The 23,001-nt window shown below is 62.2% G+C and carries 19 protein-coding genes; 5 read left to right on the top strand and 14 right to left on the bottom strand.

The window, feature by feature from the left end:
• The first annotated feature begins 12 nt into the window (after window positions 1–12).
• Window positions 13–1,032, top strand: coding sequence for a DMT family transporter (locus ACXU4B_RS03800; RefSeq protein ID WP_205746505.1), 1,020 nt, complete (start codon window positions 13–15; stop codon window positions 1,030–1,032).
• Between the two features lie 331 nt (window positions 1,033–1,363).
• Here ACXU4B_RS03800 and ACXU4B_RS03805 read toward each other — a convergent pair whose 3' ends face one another.
• The 3 genes from ACXU4B_RS03805 to ACXU4B_RS03815 form a co-directional block, all read right to left on the bottom strand.
• Entirely contained in the window at window positions 1,364–2,653 is a 1,290-nt protein-coding gene (locus ACXU4B_RS03805) for a c-type cytochrome (protein WP_131407910.1), read from the bottom strand.
• Entirely contained in the window at window positions 2,650–4,932 is a 2,283-nt protein-coding gene (locus ACXU4B_RS03810; protein ID WP_131407912.1) for a xanthine dehydrogenase family protein molybdopterin-binding subunit, read from the bottom strand. Before ACXU4B_RS03810 ends, ACXU4B_RS03805 begins: the two co-directional genes overlap by 4 nt.
• 63 nt (window positions 4,933–4,995) lie before the next feature.
• Window positions 4,996–5,475: a (2Fe-2S)-binding protein gene (locus tag ACXU4B_RS03815; RefSeq protein WP_131407914.1), complete on the bottom strand. Its 480-nt coding sequence runs from the start codon at window positions 5,473–5,475 to the stop codon at window positions 4,996–4,998.
• A 293-nt stretch (window positions 5,476–5,768) separates the two neighbouring features.
• Here ACXU4B_RS03815 and ACXU4B_RS03820 point away from each other — a divergent pair, with 293 nt between their 5' ends.
• Together ACXU4B_RS03820 and ACXU4B_RS03825 are read left to right on the top strand one after the other, a co-directional pair.
• Window positions 5,769–6,869 carry an XdhC family protein gene (locus ACXU4B_RS03820; RefSeq protein ID WP_131407916.1) on the top strand — a complete coding sequence of 367 codons (1,101 nt, stop codon included), beginning with the start codon at window positions 5,769–5,771 and terminating at the stop codon, window positions 6,867–6,869.
• A complete protein-coding gene (locus ACXU4B_RS03825; RefSeq protein WP_131407917.1) occupies window positions 6,866–7,480 on the top strand; it encodes a nucleotidyltransferase family protein in 615 nt (204 codons plus the stop codon). Before ACXU4B_RS03820 ends, ACXU4B_RS03825 begins: the two co-directional genes overlap by 4 nt.
• Window positions 7,481–7,856: 376 nt before the next feature.
• Here the strand turns inward: ACXU4B_RS03825 and ACXU4B_RS03830 are convergent, their stop codons facing one another.
• Window positions 7,857–9,290, bottom strand: a complete 1,434-nt coding sequence (locus ACXU4B_RS03830; protein WP_131407919.1) for an aldehyde dehydrogenase family protein — start codon at window positions 9,288–9,290, stop codon at window positions 7,857–7,859.
• 161 nt (window positions 9,291–9,451) lie between these two features.
• Between ACXU4B_RS03830 and ACXU4B_RS03835 the strand changes: the two genes are divergently transcribed.
• The gene (locus ACXU4B_RS03835; RefSeq protein WP_131410319.1) at window positions 9,452–10,339 is read left to right on the top strand and encodes a LysR family transcriptional regulator; all 888 of its coding nucleotides are present in this window, start codon (window positions 9,452–9,454) and stop codon (window positions 10,337–10,339) included.
• A 170-nt stretch (window positions 10,340–10,509) separates the two neighbouring features.
• Here the strand turns inward: ACXU4B_RS03835 and ACXU4B_RS03840 are convergent, their stop codons facing one another.
• Together ACXU4B_RS03840 and ACXU4B_RS03845 are read right to left on the bottom strand one after the other, a co-directional pair.
• On the bottom strand, window positions 10,510–11,184 hold the full coding sequence (locus tag ACXU4B_RS03840) for an NAD-dependent epimerase/dehydratase family protein (protein WP_131407921.1): 675 nt from the start codon (window positions 11,182–11,184) through the stop codon (window positions 10,510–10,512).
• A gap of 312 nt (window positions 11,185–11,496) precedes the next feature.
• A complete protein-coding gene (locus ACXU4B_RS03845) occupies window positions 11,497–12,795 on the bottom strand; it encodes a threonine/serine exporter family protein (protein WP_131407923.1) in 1,299 nt (432 codons plus the stop codon).
• Between the two features lie 732 nt (window positions 12,796–13,527).
• Between ACXU4B_RS03845 and ACXU4B_RS03850 the strand changes: the two genes are divergently transcribed.
• Window positions 13,528–15,237: an NAD-dependent malic enzyme gene (locus tag ACXU4B_RS03850; protein WP_131407925.1), complete on the top strand. Its 1,710-nt coding sequence runs from the start codon at window positions 13,528–13,530 to the stop codon at window positions 15,235–15,237.
• Window positions 15,238–15,332: 95 nt separating this feature from the next.
• Here ACXU4B_RS03850 and cyoD read toward each other — a convergent pair whose 3' ends face one another.
• From cyoD to ACXU4B_RS03890, 8 genes are all read right to left on the bottom strand, one after another.
• Window positions 15,333–15,722 (bottom strand): cytochrome o ubiquinol oxidase subunit IV, encoded by a 390-nt coding sequence (gene cyoD, locus ACXU4B_RS03855; protein WP_131407927.1) that lies wholly within the window; start codon window positions 15,720–15,722, stop codon window positions 15,333–15,335.
• Window positions 15,722–16,342: a cytochrome (ubi)quinol oxidase subunit III gene (locus ACXU4B_RS03860; protein WP_205746506.1), complete on the bottom strand. Its 621-nt coding sequence runs from the start codon at window positions 16,340–16,342 to the stop codon at window positions 15,722–15,724. The genes cyoD and ACXU4B_RS03860 overlap by 1 nt, the downstream gene beginning before the upstream one ends.
• 17 nt (window positions 16,343–16,359) lie before the next feature.
• Window positions 16,360–18,324, bottom strand: coding sequence for a cytochrome o ubiquinol oxidase subunit I (gene cyoB, locus ACXU4B_RS03865; RefSeq protein WP_131407931.1), 1,965 nt, complete (start codon window positions 18,322–18,324; stop codon window positions 16,360–16,362).
• A gap of 1 nt (window position 18,325) precedes the next feature.
• The gene (cyoA, locus tag ACXU4B_RS03870) at window positions 18,326–19,213 is read right to left on the bottom strand and encodes a ubiquinol oxidase subunit II (protein ID WP_205746507.1); all 888 of its coding nucleotides are present in this window, start codon (window positions 19,211–19,213) and stop codon (window positions 18,326–18,328) included.
• 60 nt (window positions 19,214–19,273) lie between these two features.
• Window positions 19,274–19,549: a hypothetical protein gene (locus ACXU4B_RS03875; RefSeq protein WP_131407933.1), complete on the bottom strand. Its 276-nt coding sequence runs from the start codon at window positions 19,547–19,549 to the stop codon at window positions 19,274–19,276.
• Window positions 19,550–19,768: 219 nt separating this feature from the next.
• Window positions 19,769–20,221 carry a hypothetical protein gene (locus ACXU4B_RS03880; RefSeq protein ID WP_425481368.1) on the bottom strand — a complete coding sequence of 151 codons (453 nt, stop codon included), beginning with the start codon at window positions 20,219–20,221 and terminating at the stop codon, window positions 19,769–19,771.
• 270 nt (window positions 20,222–20,491) lie between these two features.
• Window positions 20,492–21,709, bottom strand: coding sequence for an acyl-CoA dehydrogenase family protein (locus tag ACXU4B_RS03885; protein ID WP_205746508.1), 1,218 nt, complete (start codon window positions 21,707–21,709; stop codon window positions 20,492–20,494).
• A gap of 55 nt (window positions 21,710–21,764) precedes the next feature.
• Entirely contained in the window at window positions 21,765–22,988 is a 1,224-nt protein-coding gene (locus tag ACXU4B_RS03890; protein WP_131407937.1) for a CaiB/BaiF CoA transferase family protein, read from the bottom strand.
• Window positions 22,989–23,001: the final 13 nt, after the last annotated feature.

The raw sequence follows: 23,001 nt of genomic DNA on the forward strand, positions 1-23,001 counted from the left end.
CGTCGTCTTGTCATGAGTCGTCATGACAACAAGCATCAGCAAGCACCTTGCCACTGGCGCCCTTGCGTCCAGTCCACAATCCCCGTCACCGCGAATGAGGTCATTCCCTTGCGCCGCCCCCTGGATACAAATGCGGTTCTGATCATGACCGTCTTGTGCGCGGTCTGGGGGTTCCAGCAGGTCGCCATCAAAGCAATTGCCGCGGACGTTGCCCCTGTCATGCAAATCGCCGTTCGTTCCGGCATCGCCGCCATATTGGTGTTGGCTGCCGACCGACTGTTTGGTTCGGCTCGTTGGCTCCGAGGCGCGGGCGTGGCCGGCTTGGTGACAGGGGTCCTGTTTGCTGCGGAATTCCTCTTTGTTGCCGAAGGCCTGACTCGAACGACGGCTGCTCATATGGCGGTGTTTCTGTACACGGCGCCACTCTTTGCGGCGCTTGGCTTGCATGCGTTTGCACCCGGAGAACGGCTGTCGCCCCTCCAATGGGGTGGCGTCGTGATCGCATTCGCCGGCATCACGGCGACGTTCCTGCTGCATGGAGGCACATCCGACTCACACCATACTGACAATTCGCTGCTGGGAGACCTCATGGGCATCTGCGGCGGGGCGGCATGGGGATTTACCACCGTAGTCGTCCGCACCTCCGCCCTGAGCCAGGCCCCCGCCGCGCAAACGCTTTTCTATCAGCTGGCGGCCGCATTCATCGTCTTGCTCGTCGTAGCGCTTGCCAGTGGCCAGACCAGCCTGACCTGGACGACTCCCGTGTGGATGAGCCTCGGTTTCCAGGCAATCATCGTGTCATTCGCAAGCTATCTCACATGGTTCGTGCTGCTGCGCCGCTACCTTGCTGCTCGGCTTGGCGTGCTCTCCTTCCTCACGCCACTCTTCGGCGTCGCGTTCGGGCATGTGCTCCTCAACGAGCCTGTCGACGTGAGCTTTGCCGCAGGCGCAATTCTGGTGCTCGGCGGCGCATTCATCGTCAACGGCGAATCGTTGCTCCAGTCGCTATTTCGGAAAGTAGAGGGTGCGTAGTCGCATAAACGTCCGAATGGTGCACACCCAAGGCCAGCGAGAAAGGCAAGCCAGACTGGGGTTGGAAACGAACCCTTTCCAATCTTGGCAAATACGCCCTCCTCTACCCCCCGATAACTTGACCTAATCGTGTCGCCCCAGCGCCCGCTATCGCTTTCCGCTCAAGCGCGAAGGCAAGCGGATGTCCTATTGATCGGGAAAGGCCAACTCTCCATGCGCTGCATGGAACCAGCAGTCGGACGTGGGTGCAGCTCAACGCCTGGCGATAGCCGCATTCAAAGACAAGCGGTATATCAAGCGCCCTACGCCCCGTCCGCAACGGATACACACATCATCTTCGCTTCGCTACGTCTTCCACACTCAGAGTGCCCTGCTGTCCGCCGAAGTGATTAACGACATAGTTCGACAAGGCGGCAATCTCTGCGTCTGAATACGCACGACCAAACGACGGCATGAAGACATGCTGAGCGCCCACACGCAGCTGCGACCCATGCAAGATCACCTGGGTAAGGTTGCTCGCATGAGGATCCCTGACGGAGCGCAGACCAGCGAGTGAGGCATAGTCGGTTTGCCGGCCTTGCCCGTTCTCGAGGTGGCAACCCGCGCATGCACCTACGAACAACTGTTCGCCGAGGGCGGGCGTGCCGTTCGCCGAGCTGCTGCCCGTGGCTGCCGGCGCCGGAACGGCGACACCGCCCTGCTGTGGCTTCACTTCACGCAGGTAGGCGACGAGGGCGGATATGTCCTCTGGCGTCAGGTATTGCAGGCTGTTTTCGATCACTTCACCCATGGGCCCGGAAGCGGTGCCGCGCCCTGCGGCGTGCCCCGTGGCCAGGTATTCGGCCAGCTCCTGGTCACTCCATGCACCGATGCCGTGATCCTTGTCCGAGGTTATGTTGTAGGCGGTCCAGCCCTGCAACTCGGCGCCCCCCAGGTCCTCGCCCATCTTTAGCGCAAGGGCACCGTTCCTTGGCGTATGGCATTCGCTGCAATGACCAAGTGCCGTGGCCAGGTAGGCGCCGCGATTCCACGCTGCGGATTTGCCTTGCTCTGGCACAAAACGTTGCTTCTTGAGGAACAACGCGTTCCAGAAAGTAATCGTCCAGCGGTGGTTGTAAGGGAATGCAAGGTCGTTGCTCCGCGCTGGCGCGTGAACCGTGGGAAGGCTGAACAAATAGGCCTTGATGGCCAGAATGTCCTCGCGACTGAGCGCCGTGTACGACGTGTAAGGAAAAGCGGGATACAGCGGCCTGCCTTGCTTGTTCACGCCCGCATGTAAGGCACGCACGAAATCGTCGTCGCTCCAGGTGCCAATGCCGGTTTCTTTGTCGGCAGTGATGTTGGTGGAATAGAGGGTTCCCATCGGCAGCTTGAAGGCCACGCCACCGGCATAGGGCTGGCCGCCTGGCGCTGTATGGCATGCCGCGCAGTCGGCTGCGCGCGCGAGGTATTCGCCGCGTGCCAGGGCATCGGTGATGCTGGCCGGGGCGCCCGCGCCGGCAGGTTGAAGCGCCTGATCCTCCCCGCCATTGCGCACGGTGAGCAAGGCGTAGGCGCCGAAGCCGAGCACACCCAGCAGGACCAGGATGACGAGCACCCCGAGGAGGCGACCGATTTTCATACGAGCCTCCTCGCCACCGAGGCAACATCGCTGGGGACATCCGATGGCGCCGCTGCCGACAATACGGCCTTGAGCGCGTTGCTGTCCGACACCAGGGCCGACGTGTCGATAGGCAAGGTCCTTACGCGCACGCCCGTCGCTGCAAAAACGGCATTCAACAAGCTTGGCATGGCCATCACGGTGGCGGTTTCACCGATGCCGCCCGGCTGCTCCTTGCTGGGAACAATGTGGACTTCCATCGGCGGCGTCTGGTTGATCCGCATCACACGGTAGTCGTTGAAGTTGCGCTGTTCCACCGCGCCCTCCTTCAAGGTGATGCCGCTGTAGAGGGCCGCGCTCCAGCCAAACACGAGTCCGCCCTGGATCTGCGCCTCCACGGTGTTCGGGTTGACCACCATGCCGCAATCGACGGCTGTCACCGCGCGCCGCAGACTGATCTCGCCTTGCGGCGACACTTCCACATCCATCACCACGCACAGATAGCTGCCGAACGGCGCAGCCAAGGCCACGCCGCGCCCGTGTCGCGCGGGCAAGGTGCCCTTTCCCCATCCTGCCTTCTCCGCCGCCAATTCCAAGACGGCCAGAGCACGTGGATTATCGCCGAGCAGGGATTTTCTGTAGGCAATCGGGTCCTTGCCTGCAGCATGCGCAAGTTCATCCACAAAGCTCTCGACGACGAACACGTTATGCGTCGACCCCACGCCGCGCCACCAACCGACCGCGAGGCCTGAGGGCATGTCATGCCGCACCCATTCCACGCGCATGTTCGGCATTTCGTAGGGAAGGTCTGCCGCGCACTCCACCAGGTCCGGATCGAGCCCGTTCTTGCCCATGGCCGAGGGAGCAAATGTAGCCAACACCGACGCACCGGTGGTGCGATGCGTCCACGCCACGGGTTTGCCCTGGCCCTCGAGCGTGGCGGAGATTTGGTCGTAATAGGCCGGGCGATAGCGGTCCTGCGCGATGTCTTCCTCGCGGGTCCAGATCACCTTGACGGGATAGTCCACCTGCTTGGCGATGGCGACGGCCTGCTCCACAGAGTCCTCGAACAGGCGCCGCCCGAAACCTCCTCCCATGTACTGGTTGTGCACCACGATGCGCTCGGCCGGGAGACCGGTGATCTTGGTGGCGACATCGACACAGCGCGCAGGCACCTGCGAGCCCACCCAGATTTCGCAGGCATCGGGCCGCACATGGGCCACCGTGTTGATCGGCTCCATGGTGGCATGCGCGAGCATCGGCAACTGGTAGGTGGCAGAAACCAGCTTGCCCCTGACGCCATCCACGTGCCCGACGTCGCGCGCCACGATGGGCGTGCCATGCTGGGACGCCTCGGCCAGGTCGTTGAATAACTGCTCCGTGGTGAGTCTGCCGTTGGCACCGCGATCCCAGTGAATGTCCAGCGCATCCAGGCCCTGCCTGGCCGCCCAGAAATGTTCACCGATAACCGCCACGGCATTGGCCAGCTTCACCACCTTGAGCACACCGGGCACGGCGCGGGCGCGCGTATCGTCCACCGACGCCAGGCGTCCGCCAAACGTCGGGCAGGCCTGCACCGTGGCCACCTTCATGCCCGGTACGCGTATGTCGATGCCGAAAGGCAGGCTGCCATCCACCTTGCCTGGCGTATCCACGCGGCGCAGTGGCTTGCCGATGAGCTGGAAATCGCTGGGGTTCTTGAGTGGCGCCTTGTCGGGGGGTGCCATCTGTGCCGCCGCATCGGCCAGCTCCGCATAGCGCAGGGTGCGACCACTGGGCGCATGAGTGACTACACCGCGTGCCACCGTGCATTGCGAGGGGTCCACCTTCCAACGCTGCGCTGCGGCATTCACTAGCATGGAGCGCGCGGCGGCTCCCGCGTTCCGCAGGGTCGACCAGCAATAGCGAATGGTGGTCGAACCACCGGTCGCCTGGTCGCCCAGCAGGGGGTTGGAATAGAGCTTTCGATTGGGTGGCGCGTGCTCGACGGTGATCTGGTCGAGCCCGACGTCCAGCTCCTCAGCCAGCAAGGTGGCCTGCCCCGTATACGCGCCCTGCCCCATCTCGATACTCGGCATCACGAGTTGCACGCTGCCGTCGTTGCCGACGCGCACGAAGGCGTTTGGCGCAAACAGTGGCTGACCATGGTCGATTCGCGCTGTGTCCGCCAGCCCCCAGGCACGCATGGGGCCGCTCAACCACATGAAGGCCACCACCAGACCACCACGCTTGACCAACTCGCGGCGGGACGGATTCTGCAGGCCATCGTCGTCCTGAACAGATGTAAAGCGGATAGCCATGGCTTAGCTCTCGGTCGGTGTCTGATGCCCGTAGCCGCGTCCCCGCAGCAAGGTCGGCAGATCTCAGGCGATGGTCTGCGGCAGGGTGATTTGTCCCGTTGCGGCCTGCTTGATGGCTGCGCGTATGCGGACGTAGGTGCCGCAGCGACACAGGTTGCCGGACATGGCCCTATCGATGTCCGCATCTGTCGGTTGTGGCGTCTGCGCGAGCAACGCCGTCGCCGACATGATCTGGCCCGATTGGCAGTAGCCACATTGCGCCACTTCGATCCCGAGCCACGCTTGCTGCACGCGCTTGCCGACATCCGTGGCGCCGATGCCTTCGATGGTCGTGATCTTCTTGTTTGCCGCACCGCTCACCGGTAGCACGCAGGAACGAACCGGCTGGCCGTCCAGATGCACGGTGCACGCGCCGCACTGCGCAATACCGCATCCGAACTTGGTGCCAGTCAGGCCAATGACATCGCGCAACACCCACAGAAGGGGCATGTCATCCGGCACATCAACCGGCGATTCCTGACCATTGATAGAAAGGACGATCATGCGGATCTCCCTGCGAAGTCGTGTCGCCGCGACCCGCCCGGAGTGTGCACCCGGGAACCGCGGCCATGCGTCATTGGGGTGCCGTCATCACCGCGTGGAAGGCCCCGCGCGGGGTGAAAACAGGATCAAATCTTCCTCCAGCGAAAAGAAAAGACAAGTGAAGAAGTGGCCGTCGCTCAGCCGCTGGCTCCGACAGAGTCCATCCAGGTTTCGATCGCCGCCACCAGCCGACGCTGGCATTCGCCCCGCTTTATGACCGAACATGGCACCGGTACCCATCTTGGCCTCGAGTCATGAACGTCGCCCAAGAGTTCGATCCGCTCTACCGCGCGGCCCGGGCATTAACCCTGGAGCCGCGCCGGGAGGGTGCGGCACTGGTCACCATCACGCGAACGCACGGATCCACCTTCCGCCGCGCGGGCGCGAGCATGCTGGTGCTTCACGACGGGCGCATGGTGTGCGAGTTGTCTGGTGGATGTCCGCAGCGGGATATCGCGCTTCGCGCGCAGCGGGTTATTGGCGATGATCAGCCGACGCTGGTGGAGTACGGTCGCCACGCGAACCTGGACGTCATGCTTGAAACCGGTTGCGGCGGCGAACTGGAAGTACTCATCGAGCCGCTACGGGAGCCGCGTGACCTGGCTTTCCTTGAATCCATCGCGGACATGCGTGCGCGGCGTGTCGCCGGTGCCATGGCCACCGTTTATGCGGTGGATGGGCAAATCCTCGCTCCCCGCCCACTTCGGCTGCTATATGGCGATGGCCTCCACTGGAGCAATATCGAGGACTCGTCCTTTCGCGATCGAATCGCGGCGGAGCTGGCCACGATCCACGCGACCCCGACAAACGCGGCAGTCACCCGGCATGTCCTGGCGAGGGGGAAGCATTTCGACGTCCTGTTCGAATTCCAGCGCCCACCGCACGCACTGGTTGTCGTTGGCGCTGGTGCCAGTGCGCGATCGCTCGCCGAATTGTCGGTGCGCCTGGGCTGGCAAACCTCGCTGGTTGACTACACGCATGAGATCACCGATGAGACGGATGGCATTCGCCTCATCAACGCTTCTCCGCGCGCACTCACGACGCAAGTACCGCTGGACGCCGCGACGTCCGCTGTTGTGATGACGCACCGTCTGGAGCGCGATCTGGCATACCTCGAAGCCCTGCTGGCAACGCCGGTCGGCTACCTGGGTGTCATTGGATCGCGCCAGCGCACTGCGCGTGTGCGCGAGGCTTTCCCGGATGCACAGATGCGGCTGCATGCACCCGCGGGGCTCGACGTGGGTTCGGAAACGCCGCATGAAATTGCCCTGGCGGTAGCCGCGGAAATTCTGGCCGTGCGCAACGGTCGAGACGGCGGTCCACTGTCCCACTCGCAAACCCCGATACATCCATGAACAGTCATGTGCAGCACGTTGCTGCCGTGTTGCTTGCGGCGGGAAACGCCAGCCGCTTCGGTGAAGCCAAGCAGACCCTGCCCATCGAAGGCGTTCCCATGGTGCGTCGAGCCGCCAAGACCGCGCTCGACGCCGGCCTCTCACCGGTGGTCGTGGTGATCGGTGCCTATGCTGACGCGGTCGAGCCATGTCTCGCCGGCTTGCCGGTGCAACTCGTCGAGAACCCCGACTGGACGTCCGGCATGGGTAGTTCGTTGGGACTTGGCGTCAGAACTGCCATGGCGATGGAGGCCATGCCGCAAGCGCTGCTGGTGCTCCTGGCGGATCAGCCGGCCATACGGGCCGCGGACCTAAAACGCATGATGGAAGCACATGCCACTGCACTCGGGCACATCCAGGCCGCGCACTTCAACGGACACCTTGGACCTCCGTGCCTGTTCCCTCGAGACTACTTTGACGAGCTGGCCTCGCTGCAAGGACCAAACGGCGCACGGCGACTGCTCGAGCGCCATGTTGACCGCGTCGATGCTCACGACCTTCCTTCCGCAGCCTTCGACATCGATACGCCCACCGATCATGCAGCGTGGCTCGCCCAACGAGGGAGCGATTAAAAATCGCGGCAAGCAGTGGTGGAACTCCCGCGGGGCCTGGCTTCGCTATCCCCGATAGCCCTCGCTAATCACCGTCTCCGCGCTCGCGTGCCATGGTGCCTCTGGCGGCTAGCCATCAGTCGTCGAACGCGAGGTGTCGGTTTCGGGTCAAAAGCGGACGTTTACCTATCTGGTGAATCCACTTCCCCGTCCGCGGTAACGCGCTAAACCTTCGAGTCGTCGCGCACAGCGCCCTGCACGGGCCGAGCCCCGGCGACAAAGCGTGCCAGCATGCTGCGCGGGGGCACCAAGAAACTGCGAGGTTCGTGGCGCGACTTGGCTGAAAAAGCGGGGCGCGTAGTCGCCCGCCTCTGTTCCGCCCGGAGCCAGCTTCCGCTCAGAGGGATACCCCCGTAGCCATCAGCAAGGTCTTGGGTTCCAGGTATGCACCGATGCCCCATCGACCCATCTCGCGGCCGAGCCCGGATTGCTTGAAGCCGCCGAACGGTGCGCGTGGCTCGTGGGCAAGCGTGTTGACGAGTACGCGACCGGCGTCGATCTGGCGCGCCACCCGCTCGCACCGTTCGATGTCCTTGCCTAGTACGACGGCGCTGAGGCCATAGCGCGTGTCGTTGGCAATGGCGATGGCATCGGCCTCACCGTCGTAGGGAATAATCGTGAGCACGGGGCCAAAGATTTCCTCGCGCGCAATGCGCATCTGGTTGTTTGCGCCGGTGAAGATCGTCGGCTTCACGAACCAGCCGACGCGCAGGCCATCGGGCCGGCCCTCGCCGCCGGCGAGGACTTGCGCGCCCTCCTCGATGCCGAGGCGGATGTAGCCCTGTACGCGCTCCCACTGCTTCGCGCTCACCATCGGTCCGATGTCGGTCGTCGCATCGCGCGGATCACCTGACTTGACCTGTGCGACGGCCGCCTTCGCGACATGCTCGAATTCCGGCAGCCGCTGCCGCGGCACCAGGATCCGCGTGCCTGCGATGCAGGCCTGTCCGCTGTTGGCGAACCCTGCCTGCAACACCAGGGGCATGATGGAGGCGAAGTCTGCGTCGTCGAGCACCACCGTCGGCGACTTGCCACCAAGCTCGAGCGTCACACGCTTCATCGTCTCAGCGCCGGCGCCAATCAGATGCTGGCCGACTGCAGACGAACCGGTGAACGAGACCTTGGCGATGTCGGGATGCCGCGCAATGGTTTCGCCGACCACGTCGCCGCGGCCATTGACGATGTTGAACACGCCCTTGGGAAGACCCGCTTCGTGCAGCGCCTCAATGACGACCTGCGTCTGCATCGCACTCATTTCGCTGGGCTTGATGACAGCCGTGCAACCGGCCGCCAACGCTGTCGCCAGCTTGTTGCAGATGAAGCCAGCATCGCTGTTCCATGGCGTGATCAGGCCAGCCACGCCGACCGGCGTCAGGATCACGCGTGCGCTGCCAGCTTGCTCCTCGAACTCGAATGATCGAAGCGCTTCAATGGCCTGCATGATGACGTCGGCGGGATAGGTCGCCATCCAGCGACCGCGTGCGCGCGGCGCGCCGTATTCGGTGACAACTGCTTCCATCAGTGCATCCTCGCGCGCCGCGATGGCCTTGCGCATGCGCTGGAGCGCATCGATGCGCTCTTCGCGCGTGGTTCGCGACCAGGCGGGAAACGCCGACTTGGCCGCTGCGATCGCACGCTGCGCATCCTGCTCATCACCCAGCCGGACCTGGCCGATGACTTCCTCGGTGCTCGGGTTGTGCAGATCGAACCATTCCTGGCCGTGCGGCACGACGAATTCGCCATTGATGTAGACGTGTTCGATGCGTTGCATCTCGATGTCCTCGGGAAAGGTGAAGGTGCCCCGCCATGCAAGGGGATTCGGCACCGGGGTTGTTGCAGGACGCAGTCTAGGGAGGGAAGATAGTTCCGATAATCCGTTTTGTATGGAATGACCTATTCCGAATATCAGGACAATCTATGCACCGCACAGGAATGACCGAACTTGAAGTGGTCCTGGCTGTCGCCAGACGCCACAGCTTTCGCGGCGCGGCGCTGGAGCTTGGCATGTCGACCACGGCAGTGAGCGGTGCCGTGGCCGGATTGGAGGCGCGCTTGAAGGTGCGCCTGTTCAATCGCTCGACGCGCAGCGTGGCACTCACCGACGCAGGGCAACGCTATGTGGAGCGCATAGCCCCGGCACTCGCCGAAATCCGCAGCGCTGGCGAGGAAGCCGGCAGCGGCCCCAATACACCCAGCGGAACGTTGCGCATCAATGCACCGCAGGGGGCCGCATCGCTGCTGCTGGGGCCCCTGTTCGGACCCTACGCGCAACGCTATCCCGAGGTGCGCGTCGACCTGGTGAGTGAGTCGCGCATGATCGACATCGTGGCCGACGGCTTCGATGCCGGTATCCGCCTTGCCGAATCGGTGCCACAGGACATGATCGCCGTGCCACTCTCCCGCGACCTGCGCATGCTGGTGGTGGCGACGCCGGAATATCTGGAACGCCATGGCACGCCTAAACACCCTCGCGACCTGCTCAAGCACCAGAGCATCGGTATGAACATGTCGCACGGCGGTATCTACCACTGGGAACTGGAGAGGAACGGCCGCAAGCTGCAGATGGACCTGCCCGTGCGCATGGCACTCAACGAGCTTGCCGCGATCAAGCAGGCGGTGCTGCTCGGACTGGGCATCGGCTTCATTTCCGAATGGCTCATCGAAGAGGAACTGCAGGCCGGCGCAATGGTGCCCGTGCTGCTGCCATGGTGCCCACCCTTCGGCGGCCTTAGCCTTTACTACCCGGGTCGCCGTTTCGTGCCGGCGCGGCTGCGCGCGCTGATCGATCTGGTGAAGGAGTTGCGGCTGGCCACGGTCTGAAGCTGGCTTTCCCCCTAAGAAGGCATCGACCTCGAACCAGCGCAAGGCGCACTCGTCGTGCCCGGGGCTAGCATCGAGCGCAGGCATGTCAGCTGGCGGCTGAAAAGGGACGCCGCGTGCCTTGGTGGGGGCAAGCACGAGTCGCCATGCAGAACGCCCTCCCCGTCTCGTCAGCTTTGAAGGGCATGCGACCGTCGCCTGATCGCGGCATTCTCCAGGATCGCCACGCCGTCTTGGCCATGGAGGAGCTCCTCGACCATGGCTCGACCGATGTCATCCTGGTCAATCGTCCCAAACGAGCCTGGAACGAGTCGCCCCAGCAAGGCGAGAAACGCCGGCGTATACGCATTGCCCGCAATGATGCCCGGACGAAAGATGGCCAGGCGCCTGAATCCGAGGCCCCGCACCACGTCCTCCTTTTCTCCCATGATGCGGGCATAGCGAATCCTGCTCTGTTTGCTGCTTCCGGCCGCCGAAAGCAGCCCGAAGGCCCCGATTCCCGCGGCCAGGCAGCCTCGTGCAAAGGCGCCGACGACGCCAAGCTCCAGCTTTCTGATGTCCTCATCGCTCCATTGCTGGCTACCCTTGCCGATGCCGATACATGACGCGGCATACAACGGTTCGCCAGGTACCGTGCAGGCGCGGGCAAGTTGGGCGACCTCGTTAGCGAAGTTGGCGTCACTGGTATCCATGACTACCTGGCGCAGCCGCGCATCGCCCACGAGCGGGCTGGACCGGCGATTGACCATGATGACTTCCAGGCACGAGGGTGTCGCGAGCAAAGTCCGTACAAGCGCCGACCCTACTTGCCCGGTACCTCCGGCAACCAAGACGCGAAAACCCATGTCATGCCCTCCCTTGTTCGTTGTAGATCACGCCCGTCTTCGCTATTCATTCGTCCCAGGGCGAACCGAAACCTTCAATCCTTGGACGCCTCCCCGGGTCATGCTCCCTCTTGCCCCACCGTCGGGCTGCTGGAGGAATGCGCGATGAAGATCATTCTTGCCCAATACCTGCGACTGCTGGCCCCGACCATCCTGGCGGGTGCGTTGTTGTGGTTCCTGGCCTTGGCCTTGCGTCACGCCTTCCTGCCGTAATCGTCCCCCGCCCTTTCCCGGACCCTGCGCTGACGGCGGACCATTCGTGTGATGGATCGGTCACAAGGGTGCAGAACGCCGCGTTCTTGCGGGACCGTAGCGCTCAAGCAGCATTCGGGGAAGAATCAGCCCGATGGTCATGAAGAGAACGACGAGAAACGCCGTCGTTCCGTTGCGGACAACACCAGTGAGAAGTTCCATCGTCGACGCCTGGGGAGCACTGGAAACCAGGCGAAGCAGCGCACTGGCCGACTCGAAAAGATAGTAGCCAGGCATCATGGAGACGACCGCTGAAAAAGCGAGCGCCGCGAAGGGAAGCTGCAAGCGATCGACAACCGGCGTGATGATGACGCCCACCAGCAGGCAGGCCACCAGGGCAGCTGTTGTCACATGGACGCCTGCGAATGCAATCAAGGCCCAGCGCACCGCGTGCGCCAGCATTCCGATGCCAATGGGAATTGGCAAGAGACGCCACGACATGGAAAAGAATGTGCCAAAGCTTGCGACTGCGAGCCCTGCAGCGACGACATCGGCAACGAACGGCACTGCGACAGGGGAATCAGAAGGCAGGAAAGTAACACCTCCTGCGGCAAGTCCGGCAAGCAAGCCGACGCAGATCAAGAGCACCAGCACTCCGGCGTACGCCAGTCGTGAGATACCCAGGGAAATTCGCGTGCGTGCGAGATCAATGGCGCCATTGAGGATATGCGGGCCAGGAATAAGCACCATGCACGGGCAGAAGGCAACCAGAGTCGCTGCATTCGACGCATGGGTGCGAATGACGATGGCCGCAAGGAGTCCTGCAATCGCCGACGCTGCCAGCGGCTGCGCGAACGGATTGCTCGCGTGCCGCCCAAGCCAGCGCCTCGCGAACGCACCTACACCAGCGCTAAGCGCGATGAGCAGCAGGCTTTGAATCTCAAGCGCGCCAAAAATGACGCCCAAGGCGGCGGCGCCTAGCGCAGCAAACAGCACAAAGCGAAGTGTGGATACCGTGTGAAGCTGCCCCGCCCGCTCAAGAAGTGAGTGCGCAGATTCCCTTGGCAAGGATTGGTCGACGACCTTTTCGACGATGTCGGAGACAGCAATCACCCGGCCCATATCGACGCCGAGAGGGGCAATGGGGTAGACGTCGGAAAGAAGCGTGCGCTCGACTTCAACGGTCAACTCTCCCCACTGGGGAAGTACCCTCACATTCAAGCCGAAGGAACGCCCCAGTCGCTCCGTGGAAGCCACGGTTCGCTCGGTAGTCTGTCCGTTCGCGAACAGGAGCGCTGCGGCAAAGGCTATCGTATCTAACGATAGATCGCGCTCGTTTCCAGTCGTGCCGGAGGGCGAGCAATCGCTGGCATCTTTCATACCTTAACCCTGCGCTTTGGTTTGCGAGTTCGAACGCCCGCGGGGGAACCCACGGACGCACTTCAATACCTGCTCGACTGCCTCAGCCCTGAACTCCTGCGCATGCCGCTTGCTGCTCATGGACACGTCGTATTGGCCCTCGCGGCTTTGACTGATATGCGCGCCCACCGAGGCGAAGTTTCGGCCTGCCAGGGCGGCGGCGACCATAGGCATCGCATTCACGCACTCGAGCGTATTTTGCTGCTTCCTGGAAGAAGTTTGTGTGCATGGCCAGCCTGCAATCTGGTCCCGGAATGGTGCGCCAAAGGCGTTGCCTCGATGATCCTCCTGGCACGCCGGAACCGCTTGCGGGAACCAGGCGCATCGTGCGGGCCATGACGACCTCCGGCTGGACTTTCACTGGTGGCACATCGGGCGCCCCACCGCCTTGGCAATATCTCCAGGTGCTGGGGGCGACGCCGCTACCCTGGAAGACCATGCCGGCTGGCAGGGCATCGACTTTGACCCGTCGGCCGACCTGCCAAAGCCGGCGGATGGCAACTGGTCGGCACCCTGCCTTCGCCAAGGCGCCGTCAGCCATTGTCATCAAGGCGGCATGACGAGCACGCGCCACGACTTATGCCATGGCTGCAGAACGACAAGGCGATCGAACAGGCCGAGAGGTCGTGACGTCGATTCTTGTCTGCAGGCGTGGCCATGCATAGCCACGATGAACGCGGGAGCCTAGGTACCATGAGTGATTTGCCAACATCCATCCCGGACACTCCGATCAAGACCAACCTTTCAGGCTTCGACTTGATCAATACGTCGATGCTGAACAAGGGCACTGCCTTTACCGACGAAGAGCGTGATCGTTTCCGCCTTCATGGCCTGCTTCCACCGCATATCGGGACGCTCGATGTGCAGGTGGCGCGCCGCCTGAAGGTCTTGCGTGCCTTCAATTCCGATTTTGAACGCTATGCTTTCCTGCGAGACCTGCAGGACATCAATGAGACCCTCTTTTACGCGCTATTGGTGCGCAACCTGGCTGAACTATTGCCCCTGGTCTACACACCTACGGTAGGCGAAGGGTGCCAACGTTTCAGCGAGATCTGGCGTAAACCAAGGGGCCTGTTTCTAAGCTACCCGAACAAGCACCGGATCCGCGAGATCCTGGCTGATTCGCGCTTTGACCGCACCCGCGTAATTGTCGTGAGCGACGGCGAACGGATTCTTGTCCTTGGCGACCAGGGCGCAGGTGGCATGGGTATTCCGATCGGCAAGCTGTCGCTCTATACCGGCTGCGCCGGCATCCATCCGGAGCTGACGCTCCCTATCCTGCTGGATGTCGGCACGAACAATCAGGACCGTCTTGCCGACCCTCTCTACATCGGCTGGCAACATGAACGGGTAACTGGTCAGGACTACGATGATTTCGTCGAGGAATTCGTCAGCGCCGTGACCGAGCGTTGGCCGAATGTTCTTCTCCACTGGGAAGATTTTGCAGGGTCCAATGCCAGTCGCATGTTGCAACGCTATCGCGATCGACTGTGCACATTCAATGATGATATCCAGGGCACCGCTGCCGTCGCCGTGGCGAGCATGCTGGCGGCAATCAACGTGACCGGGGTCAAGTTGACCGATCAACGCATTGCCGTTCTTGGTGCCGGATCGGCTGGCTGTGGCATCGCGTCCCTGTTGTTGCAGGCCATGATCGATGCTGGCGCAGACCAGGCACAGGCGCGGCAGCACTTCTTCCTGGTTGACCGCAACGGGTTGATCGTAGAGGGGATGCCGGATATCACGCCTGCGCAAGCGCCCTTTGTGCAGAAGCGCGAGGCGATTGGGCCATGGCGCCTGGAGAACGCACACGAGATATCTCTGCTTGATGTCATGCGCAACGCCGCGCCGACGGTGCTCGTAGGCGTGTCCGGGCAACGCGGCGCCTTCACCGAAACGGTTATTCGCACGATGGCCGAGCATACGGAGCGTCCGGTCATTTTCCCTCTGTCGAATCCCACCTCGCGTTCGGAAGCCACGCCGGAGCATTTGTTTGCCTGGACCAACGGGCGGGCGCTGGTCGGCGCCGGCAGCCCCTTCGATCCAGTGGCGTGGGACGGGAAAATGATTCCAGTAAACCAGACCAACAACTCGTACATCTTCCCGGGTGTCGGGATGGGCGTGCTCGCGGTAGGCGCCCGACGGATAACCGATGCCATGTTCATGGTCGCCGGCAAAGCCGTCGCGGCGATGTCGCCTACCGTAAAGGACAAAAACGGGATGCTCCTGCCCCCCGTAGCCCAACTGCGTGAGGTGTCTGTCGCCGTCGCCAAGGTTGTCGCGCGCCAGGCCCAAGCCGACGGAGTGGCCGGTCATTGTGATGAGGCTACCTTGTCCGAGCGCATCAAAGGCCTCTTCTGGGAACCCCAGTATCGGCCCTTTGAAGCGGGTGGAGAGACGTAAGCGACGTGCGACTGGACACCTGCCGTGTTGGTGTCGGTCATCAAGTCATAAGGCGCCCTGGCGGCGCGACGCCGGATCGCCGGTGTCGCACCGCCCTATCGTTGCATATCCATCAGCCGATCCATGGGAACCATGTTGCTGTTGAGGTGCGACATGATCCATAGCGATCCGATAACCACGATGGCGATGATCGTCATGGCGGCCGCGAGCGCCAGGATGTTCGTCTTGCTCTGCGGTGACGTGTTGATGTGAAGAAAGAAGATCAAATGGACGAGCATCTGCGCCAACGCCAGTACGGCTAGCGCTGCCTCGGCACCCGATGGCAGCATCGATTTTGAAGGTGCAAGAGCGAACGCGGCAAGCGTCAGCACGATGGCGATCACGTAGCCCACAAGGTAGGTACGCCATGTACCGTGACTCCCTTTTCCCTCCAGGCCGGGAGTCTGTTTCCATCCGGGCGGCAAATCGTGCATGGGCTGGCGCATCACAGATTTCCTCCGATCAGGTAGACAAAGGTAAAGACGCCGATCCAGACCACGTCAAGCACATGCCAGAACAAGCTGAAGCAAAGGAGGCGCCGCATCATCGCCGGCGTAAAGCCTCGACCCAATAGCTGGACGATGAGTATCCCAAGCCACAGCAGTCCGACTGCCACATGCATGCCATGGGCGCTGACCAGGGTGAAGAACGAGGACAGGAAGGCGCTCCTGTCAGGCCCTGCCCCGCGCGTGATGAGGTCCGCGAACTCATGCAGTTCCAGGCTCAGAAAGGTCACGCCGAGCACGGCCGTCGCCAGGAAGCCGGCAACTGCCAGAAACCCTTTGCGACCATCCGCGGCCAACATCGCCAGGCCACAGGTCAACGTGCTGGAAAGCAGGACGATCGTTTCGATCAGGGCATTTCTGGAGCCGAAAAGCTCGTGCGCGTCCGGACCGCCGTCCGTCGCGTTGCGCAGAACTGCGAAGGCGGCAAACAGAGTGGCGAAGAGAATGCCGTCGCTGAGAAGGTAGATGTAGAAACCGAAGGCAGTGACGTGCTGCCGGGTGGGCGAGCCACTGTCGTCATCGGACAGGCTTGCATCGAGGGTTAATGCTTCCGCGGACATAGGGGCCTCACGAGCCATCAGGGAGTTGCGCGCATGCTGTGCTCAAGGCGAGCGATGTAAGTGGCCGGCAAGAGATGCTCGTCATCCTCGTCCCATGACGACCACACGACGAGCACCACGAATGCGAGGAGTGCCACCAGGCCCATCCACCAGATCCACCAGATCATGCCGAACCCACCGACGACCGCGAAGAAGCTCAGCAAGAATCCAAGGCCGGAATTCTTCGGTACGTCTATGGATTCATAGCACTGCTGCGCCTGTGCTGGCGTGACCTCCTGTTTTGCCTCCCAATAGGCATCCAATGCAGTCACGCGAGGAACGATGGCAAAGTTGTACGCGGGCGGCGGCGAAGTCGTCGACCATTCAAGGGTGCGGCCGTTCCATGGGTCATCGGCCTGCGCGCGCAGCCGATCCCGGATACGAACACTCCAGACAAGCTGCGTAATCTGCAGGACGACGCCCATGAAGATGAGCACGGCCCCGCATTCGGCCACCGCCAGGTAGGGAAACCAGGCAGGGTTGTCGAAATGATTCAGGCGGCGCGTCATTCCCAGGAAGCCCAGGGCATACAGGGGCATGAAGGCGAGATAGAAGCCAACAAACCAGCACCAGAACGCGCACTTTCCCAGACCCTCGTGGAGTCGGAAGCCAAAGGCCTTGGGGAACCAGTACGTGAGGCCGGCAAAACATCCAAAGACGACGCCACCGATGATCACGTTATGGAAATGCGCGACCAGAAACAGGCTGTTGTGGAGGACGAAGTCCGCGGGTGGTACCGCCATCAACACGCCCGTCATGCCGCCGATCGTAAAGGTGAGCATGAATCCAATGGTCCACAGTACAGGCGAGGTGTATCGGACACGTCCGCCATACATCGTAAACAACCAGTTGAAGATCTTCACGCCGGTGGGAATGGCGATCACCATTGTGGTGATGCCAAAGAAGCCATTGACGTCAGCACCGGCTCCCATAGTGAAGAAGTGATGCATCCAGGTGGTGAACGCAAGAATGGTAATCACCATGGTCGCCACGATCATGGATCGATAGCCAAATAACGGCTTGCCGGAAAACGTCGAGATGACTTCGGAGTAGATGCCGAAAGCCGGGAGGACGAGGATGTAGACCTCCGGATGCCCCCATGTCCAGATAAGATTGATGAACATCATGGCGTTTCCACCGCCATCGTTCGTGAAGAAGTGCATGCCCAGGTAGCGGTCGAGCAGCAACATGGCGAAGGTCGCCGTCAGGACCGGAAAGGCGGCCACAATCAGCATGTTTGCGGCAAGCGCGGTCCAGCTGAAGACGGGCATCATCGACAGCTTCATGCCCGGCGCTCGCAACTTGAGTATTGTCGTTACCAGGTTTATGCCCGACAGCAAGGTCCCCGCGCCGGATATCTGCAGCGACCAGAGGTAATAATCGACACCCACGCCGGGACTGAACGGCAGCTCGGACAGCGGCGGATACGCCAGCCACCCGGTGCGTGCGAATTCGCCCACGCCAAGGGATACGTTGATGAGCAGCGCGCCCGCCGCCGTTAGCCAGAAGCTGACGGAGTTCAGTACCGGGAAGGCGACGTCCCTGGCGCCAATCTGCAACGGAACGACGAAGTTCATCAGCCCGACGACGAACGGCATGGCCATGAAGAAGATCATGATCGTCCCGTGCGCGGAGAAAATCTGGTCGTAGTGCTCAGGCGGCAGGAAGCCGTGTGCATTGCCACTGGCCAGCACCTGCTGGGACCGCATCATGATGGCGTCGCTGAATCCGCGAAGAAGCATCACCATCGCGAGAAGCGTATACATGATGCCGATACGCTTGTGGTCGACGGTGGTGATCCATTCGGACCACAGCCATTGCCAGCGCTCAAGATAGGTAATCAGGCCAAGGATGGCCACGATCGCGACAATGATCGCAAGGCATGTCCCCATGATGATCGGCTGATCAAACGGGATGGCACTCAGTGTCAGCTTCCCCAACATGTCAATGCTCACTCCCGCTGGAGCTGTCGATTCTGGCGGCGACGCGTGGCATGGACGAATCGCCAGCGTGCCTTTGCGATGTGCTGCTGACGGCGTGATCGAATACGCCGTTGTCCAGGAGCGTGTAGTACGACACCGGACTGGTGCCCCTGGTCGCCACGAGGTTGTCAAAGCTCAAGGCATCCATCGTCGCCCCGACGGCACGGGCGTGCTGTACCCATGACGAGAACGCCGCGTCGCTGGTTACCTTGACCCGGAAGTGCATATCCGAGAAGCCGTCGCCGCTGAACTGCGCGGCCATCCCTCGATACACGCCCTCCTCGCTCGCCAGCAGGGAAAGTCGGGTCTGCATGCCTGGCATGGTGTAAATCTGACCACCCAGGGAAGGAATGAAGAACGAGTTCATCACCGTGGCCGAGGTCAAGCGAAACGACACGGGTGTCCCTTGGGGGATCACCAGCTCATTGACGCTGGCCACTCCTTCGTCGGGGTAGACAAATAGCCATCGCCAGTCCATGGCGATGACGTCGACATGGATCTCCTTTCGATTCGATGTCAACGGCCGATAGGGATCGAGCTGATGCGCCCCACTCCACGCAAGCGTGCCGACGAACAGAATGACGAGAAGGGGAACGATCCAGATCAGGAACTCGATCTTCCCTGAGTACTCCCAGCGTGGCCGATAGGTGGCCCGTGCATTGGAGGCCCGGAACCACCAGGCAAACCAGAGCGTCAATGCGAGGACCGGAATGACTACCAGGAGCATGGGCACCAGGGCGTCAATCAGCAGCTGCTTCTCCTGCTCACCGACGGGCCCCTTCGGGTCCAGCACGCCTTCTGAGCAGGCGCAAAGCATCATCAACGCTGGGAGCATCGCCGTCAGTCGCACGGCCGGATGCCATCGGACTCTCTCTGGATACTTCACTGTCGCCCTCCGCCAGATTTGCATTTACGTCGCGACCTCGCCCAAAGACCAGGCGAAGCGCGCGTCAGCCGCAACAGATGAATCACTGAAGTCACCAAAGGGTGATGCCGGAATCAGCGAGCCGCGCTTTAGCTGTTCGTCGGATGCCAGTCGCCGCACATCGCGTCGTGGCAGCCATGGCCCAGAACCATAGGGCGTGGCCTCACGGATGAATTGAACGAAAATGCCAGGCCAGGTATGGATGCGACCTGTTGTTTCGGCCGACCCGCACGCTACCGTGATCGAATCGATGATGTTCACGCCGCGGACTTTCTCGCCATTGGCGCCACCATGGCGCCGAGGCGACGTCGGCTTCGAAGTTTGAGCTGCCAGGAGGAAAGCGGCCGCCCACGAGCATGGCCGGATGCATGTCGACGCCGACCCTGGCGCTGCTCCATGCAGTCGTACCGCGACACCGAAAGTACAACGGCGCCATAGGGCGCCGTCGCATTTCTCTCAGCTAAACGTAATGCACGAGATTCAGTAGCGGGAAACCGAAACCGCGCCCACCGAGAGACCCAGGTTGATCCCTTCTCCGCTGCCATGCAGTGCCAGCGAGGTGGTGCCCTTGGTCAGTAGCTGAGACTCGCCGCTCTTCAGGATGCCCGCCTCTGCGCCGGCCTGCGCGTAATCGCCGAATACGTCAGCAATACCGCGCACGTCAGTGATTTCGCCCTTGCCGTCGTTGATGCGGTACTTGCCAGCTGTAAGGCCGCCACCGTTCATCGTGATCTTCACATTGGCATGCTCACCGTTGCTGCACGTCACTACTCCGGTACCGGATGCATGCTTGTAGATCACCGACCAGCCCGACAAGCCAAAGCTCATATGGCAGGTCACACCAGCGTCAGCTGCCTGTACGGCGGAAGCTGAGAACGTGCCAAGGATACTAGCGAAGCCTAGAGCCATGGCCGCCAAACCGAACTTACGCATGAAAATCTCCAAATGTCAGATGAGGTGATACTGTCCACGTAAAGGCTGCGCCTGCTGCCCGTTTGGCCCAGCCTTGGACGTGCAAGCAACCAATGTAGCGATCATCGACATGCACTGATTGAAGATTCCTGCTTCGATCGGGCAATTGTTGATCAACCCGATGCATGGCTCGCCGCAGGTGGCCCATCCATCGAAGCGAAGACATCCCGTGGGGCATTCGAACAAGCGGGCCTGCCACGCATGGCCTGATGGCATGGGCAAGCGACGGTTCTAGACAAAGGCGCTGAACCCGCTCACCGCCCGACCGACGATCAGCGCGTTCATTTCGCGCGTTCCTTCGTAGGAATAGAGCGCCTCGGCGTCCGCGACGAAGCGTCCGATGTGCTGGTCCAGCAAAATGCCATTCGCGCCAAGCAGTTCGCGCGCCCAGCCCACCGTCTCGCGCATGCGCACGGTGCACACGCCCTTGGCCAGCGAGGCGTGTTCGTCGCGCATCAGTCCCTGGTCCTGCAATTGCGACAGGCGCAGGCACAGCGCCTGGGTCGAGGTGATGTTGCCAAGCATGCGGAACAGCAGGTCCTGTACCAGCTGGAAGCTGGCGATCGGCTTGCCGAACTGTTTGCGCCGCTGCGCGTAGCGCAGCGCGTGCTCGTAAGCCCCGGTCGCACAGCCGACGGATTCCCAGGCCACGCCGGCGCGCGTCTGCCGAAGTACCCGTGCCGTGTCCTTGAAACTGTTGGCGTGCTGCAGGCGGTTGGCTTCGGGGACGCGACAGTCCTGCATGGTGATCAGGCCGTTCTGCACCACGCGCAGTGCCATCTTGTGCTTGATCTTGTCGACGTGGAAACCCGGCGTAGTCTTGTTTTCCACGATGAAGCCCTTGACCTGGTTGTCATCCACGTCACGCGCCCAGATGATCGTGATGTCACCCCAGGTGGAGTTGCCGATCCACTTCTTCTGGCCGTTGAGCACCCAGCTATCGCCTTCGCGCTTGGCGGTGGTGGTCAGGCCACCGGCGGTGCCCGAGCCCACGTCCGGCTCGGTCAGGCCGAACGAGCCGACCTTTTCCAGCGCGGCCATCGGCGGCAGCCACTTGCGCTTTTGCTCTTCGGAACCGCACAGATAGATCGAGCCCATCGACAGGCCGGTGTGCACGCCGAAGAAGGTGGAGATCGACGCATCCACGCGCGCCATCTCCATCATCACGAAACCCATCAGCGTGGTGCTCTTGCCAGGGCAGCCGTAACCTTCGTAAGGCAAGCCCATAATGCCCAGCGCGCTGAACTTTGGCAGCAGATCGAACGGGAACTCGTCACGCTCCCAATAGTCGCTGATGATGGGCTGCACTTCCCTTTCCATGAACTCGCGCACTCTCAGGCGCACCGCGTTGTCCTCCGCGGACAGGGTCTGGGCGACCTGGTAGAAATCGCCATTGGCCTCGGGTAGCGGCGGTGCGATCTTTTCGGCGGGGGCGGCGGAAGGGGTCATGCGGAAGTTCCTGGGCGGATGGGACAGACGGGATGGGTCGCGGTGGGACAGGCGCTCAGGGCACGTCGCCTGTGACGGGTGCAGCGACAAATTCATCGACCTCGCCGGGCGCGAAGCCGAGTTCGCGCAGTACGTCGGCGCTATGTTCACCCAATGCCGGCGCGCGCCGCGGCGGCACCTTGTCTACGCCAGCGACATGAATGGGGCTGCTGACTGTATGCGTCGCGCCGATGGAAGGATCATCCAGCGGCACGAAGATCTTGTTCGCATGCATCTGCGGGTCGTGGATGATCTCTTCGGCAATCTGCACAACGCTGTAGATCACGCGCCCCGCGTCGAGCACGCTCTTCCAGTGTGCGAGCGGCTGGCTGGCGAAGAGCGGGTCGAGGATGTCCACCAGCGCCGTCGCGTTCTGCCCGCGCAGCTTGGCGTCGGCGAAGCGCGGATCGTGCTCGAGTTCCGGCATGCCGATCGCTGCGAGGAAGCCCGGCCAATCCTTGCGCTGCGCGGCGACCAGCAGCAGCCACCGCTGGTCGGCCGTGCGATACGGATTGAGCAGCGCATTGGGCGGGCGTTTGCGGTTGTGCTGGCCAAAAAACTTGGCGCCGTTGAGACCGCCTTCGATCCACGTCGCCGCCGCCCACGTGCCTTCTGCAATAAGCGAGGTGCCGACGTGACCGCCCTGCCCGGTCTTCTCGCGCCGGTACAGGCCGGTGACAATCGCCGAGTACAGTGTGCTGGCAGTGGCGTGGTCGCCGATGCCCGGAATGGGCAGCGTGGGCGGGCTGTCCTCGTCGTGAGTCACCTGCATGAGCCCCGTGCGCGCCCAGTACGCCGTGATGTCGAAGCCTGGCTTGTCGGCTTCCGGCCCCTCGGCGCCGTAACCCGTGATATCCGCATAGATCAGGCGCGGATTGAGCGGACCAACCTGCTCGTAAGTGAGTCCCAGCGCCTGCTTCACCTTGGGCGGATAGTTGGTCACCAGCACATCGGCCCAGCGCACCAGCCGCTCCAGCACCCGCCGCGTGGCCGGGTTCTTCAGGTCAAGCACGATGCTGCGCTTGTTGCGATTGGTCAATTGCCACGCGTAATTGCGCTCGCACACGGGATTCGGTGGCGTGGCGTAGAACAGCCGGTAGGGATCGCCGATGCCTGGCGGCTCCACCTTGATCACGTCGGCGCCGAAGTCGGACAAGATGGTCGTGGCGGCAGGTCCGGCGATATAGCTCGCCAGATCCACCACCTTGAGGCCGGAGAAGATGTTGTTCGTTGCGCCCATGGCTCGTCGTTCA

The sequence above is a fragment of the Dyella soli genome, from assembly GCF_054482295.1.

Bases quoted from the DNA above. Each gene is read 5' to 3' on its own strand.
- ACXU4B_RS03800 (WP_205746505.1), top strand. From the start codon at position 13: ATGAGTCGTCATGACAACAAGCATCAGCAAGCACCTTGCCACTGGCGC.
- ACXU4B_RS03805 (WP_131407910.1), bottom strand. From the start codon at position 2,653: ATGAAAATCGGTCGCCTCCTCGGGGTGCTCGTCATCCTGGTCCTGCTG.
- ACXU4B_RS03810 (WP_131407912.1), bottom strand. From the start codon at position 4,932: ATGGCTATCCGCTTTACATCTGTTCAGGACGACGATGGCCTGCAGAAT.
- ACXU4B_RS03815 (WP_131407914.1), bottom strand. From the start codon at position 5,475: ATGATCGTCCTTTCTATCAATGGTCAGGAATCGCCGGTTGATGTGCCG.
- ACXU4B_RS03820 (WP_131407916.1), top strand. From the start codon at position 5,769: ATGAACGTCGCCCAAGAGTTCGATCCGCTCTACCGCGCGGCCCGGGCA.
- ACXU4B_RS03825 (WP_131407917.1), top strand. From the start codon at position 6,866: ATGAACAGTCATGTGCAGCACGTTGCTGCCGTGTTGCTTGCGGCGGGA.
- ACXU4B_RS03830 (WP_131407919.1), bottom strand. From the start codon at position 9,290: ATGCAACGCATCGAACACGTCTACATCAATGGCGAATTCGTCGTGCCG.
- ACXU4B_RS03835 (WP_131410319.1), top strand. From the start codon at position 9,452: ATGACCGAACTTGAAGTGGTCCTGGCTGTCGCCAGACGCCACAGCTTT.
- ACXU4B_RS03840 (WP_131407921.1), bottom strand. From the start codon at position 11,184: ATGGGTTTTCGCGTCTTGGTTGCCGGAGGTACCGGGCAAGTAGGGTCG.
- ACXU4B_RS03845 (WP_131407923.1), bottom strand. From the start codon at position 12,795: ATGAAAGATGCCAGCGATTGCTCGCCCTCCGGCACGACTGGAAACGAG.
- ACXU4B_RS03850 (WP_131407925.1), top strand. From the start codon at position 13,528: ATGAGTGATTTGCCAACATCCATCCCGGACACTCCGATCAAGACCAAC.
- cyoD (WP_131407927.1), bottom strand. From the start codon at position 15,722: ATGCGCCAGCCCATGCACGATTTGCCGCCCGGATGGAAACAGACTCCC.
- ACXU4B_RS03860 (WP_205746506.1), bottom strand. From the start codon at position 16,342: ATGTCCGCGGAAGCATTAACCCTCGATGCAAGCCTGTCCGATGACGAC.
- cyoB (WP_131407931.1), bottom strand. From the start codon at position 18,324: ATGTTGGGGAAGCTGACACTGAGTGCCATCCCGTTTGATCAGCCGATC.
- ACXU4B_RS03880 (WP_425481368.1), bottom strand. From the start codon at position 20,221: ATGCGTAAGTTCGGTTTGGCGGCCATGGCTCTAGGCTTCGCTAGTATC.
- ACXU4B_RS03885 (WP_205746508.1), bottom strand. From the start codon at position 21,709: ATGACCCCTTCCGCCGCCCCCGCCGAAAAGATCGCACCGCCGCTACCC.
- ACXU4B_RS03890 (WP_131407937.1), bottom strand. From the start codon at position 22,988: ATGGGCGCAACGAACAACATCTTCTCCGGCCTCAAGGTGGTGGATCTG.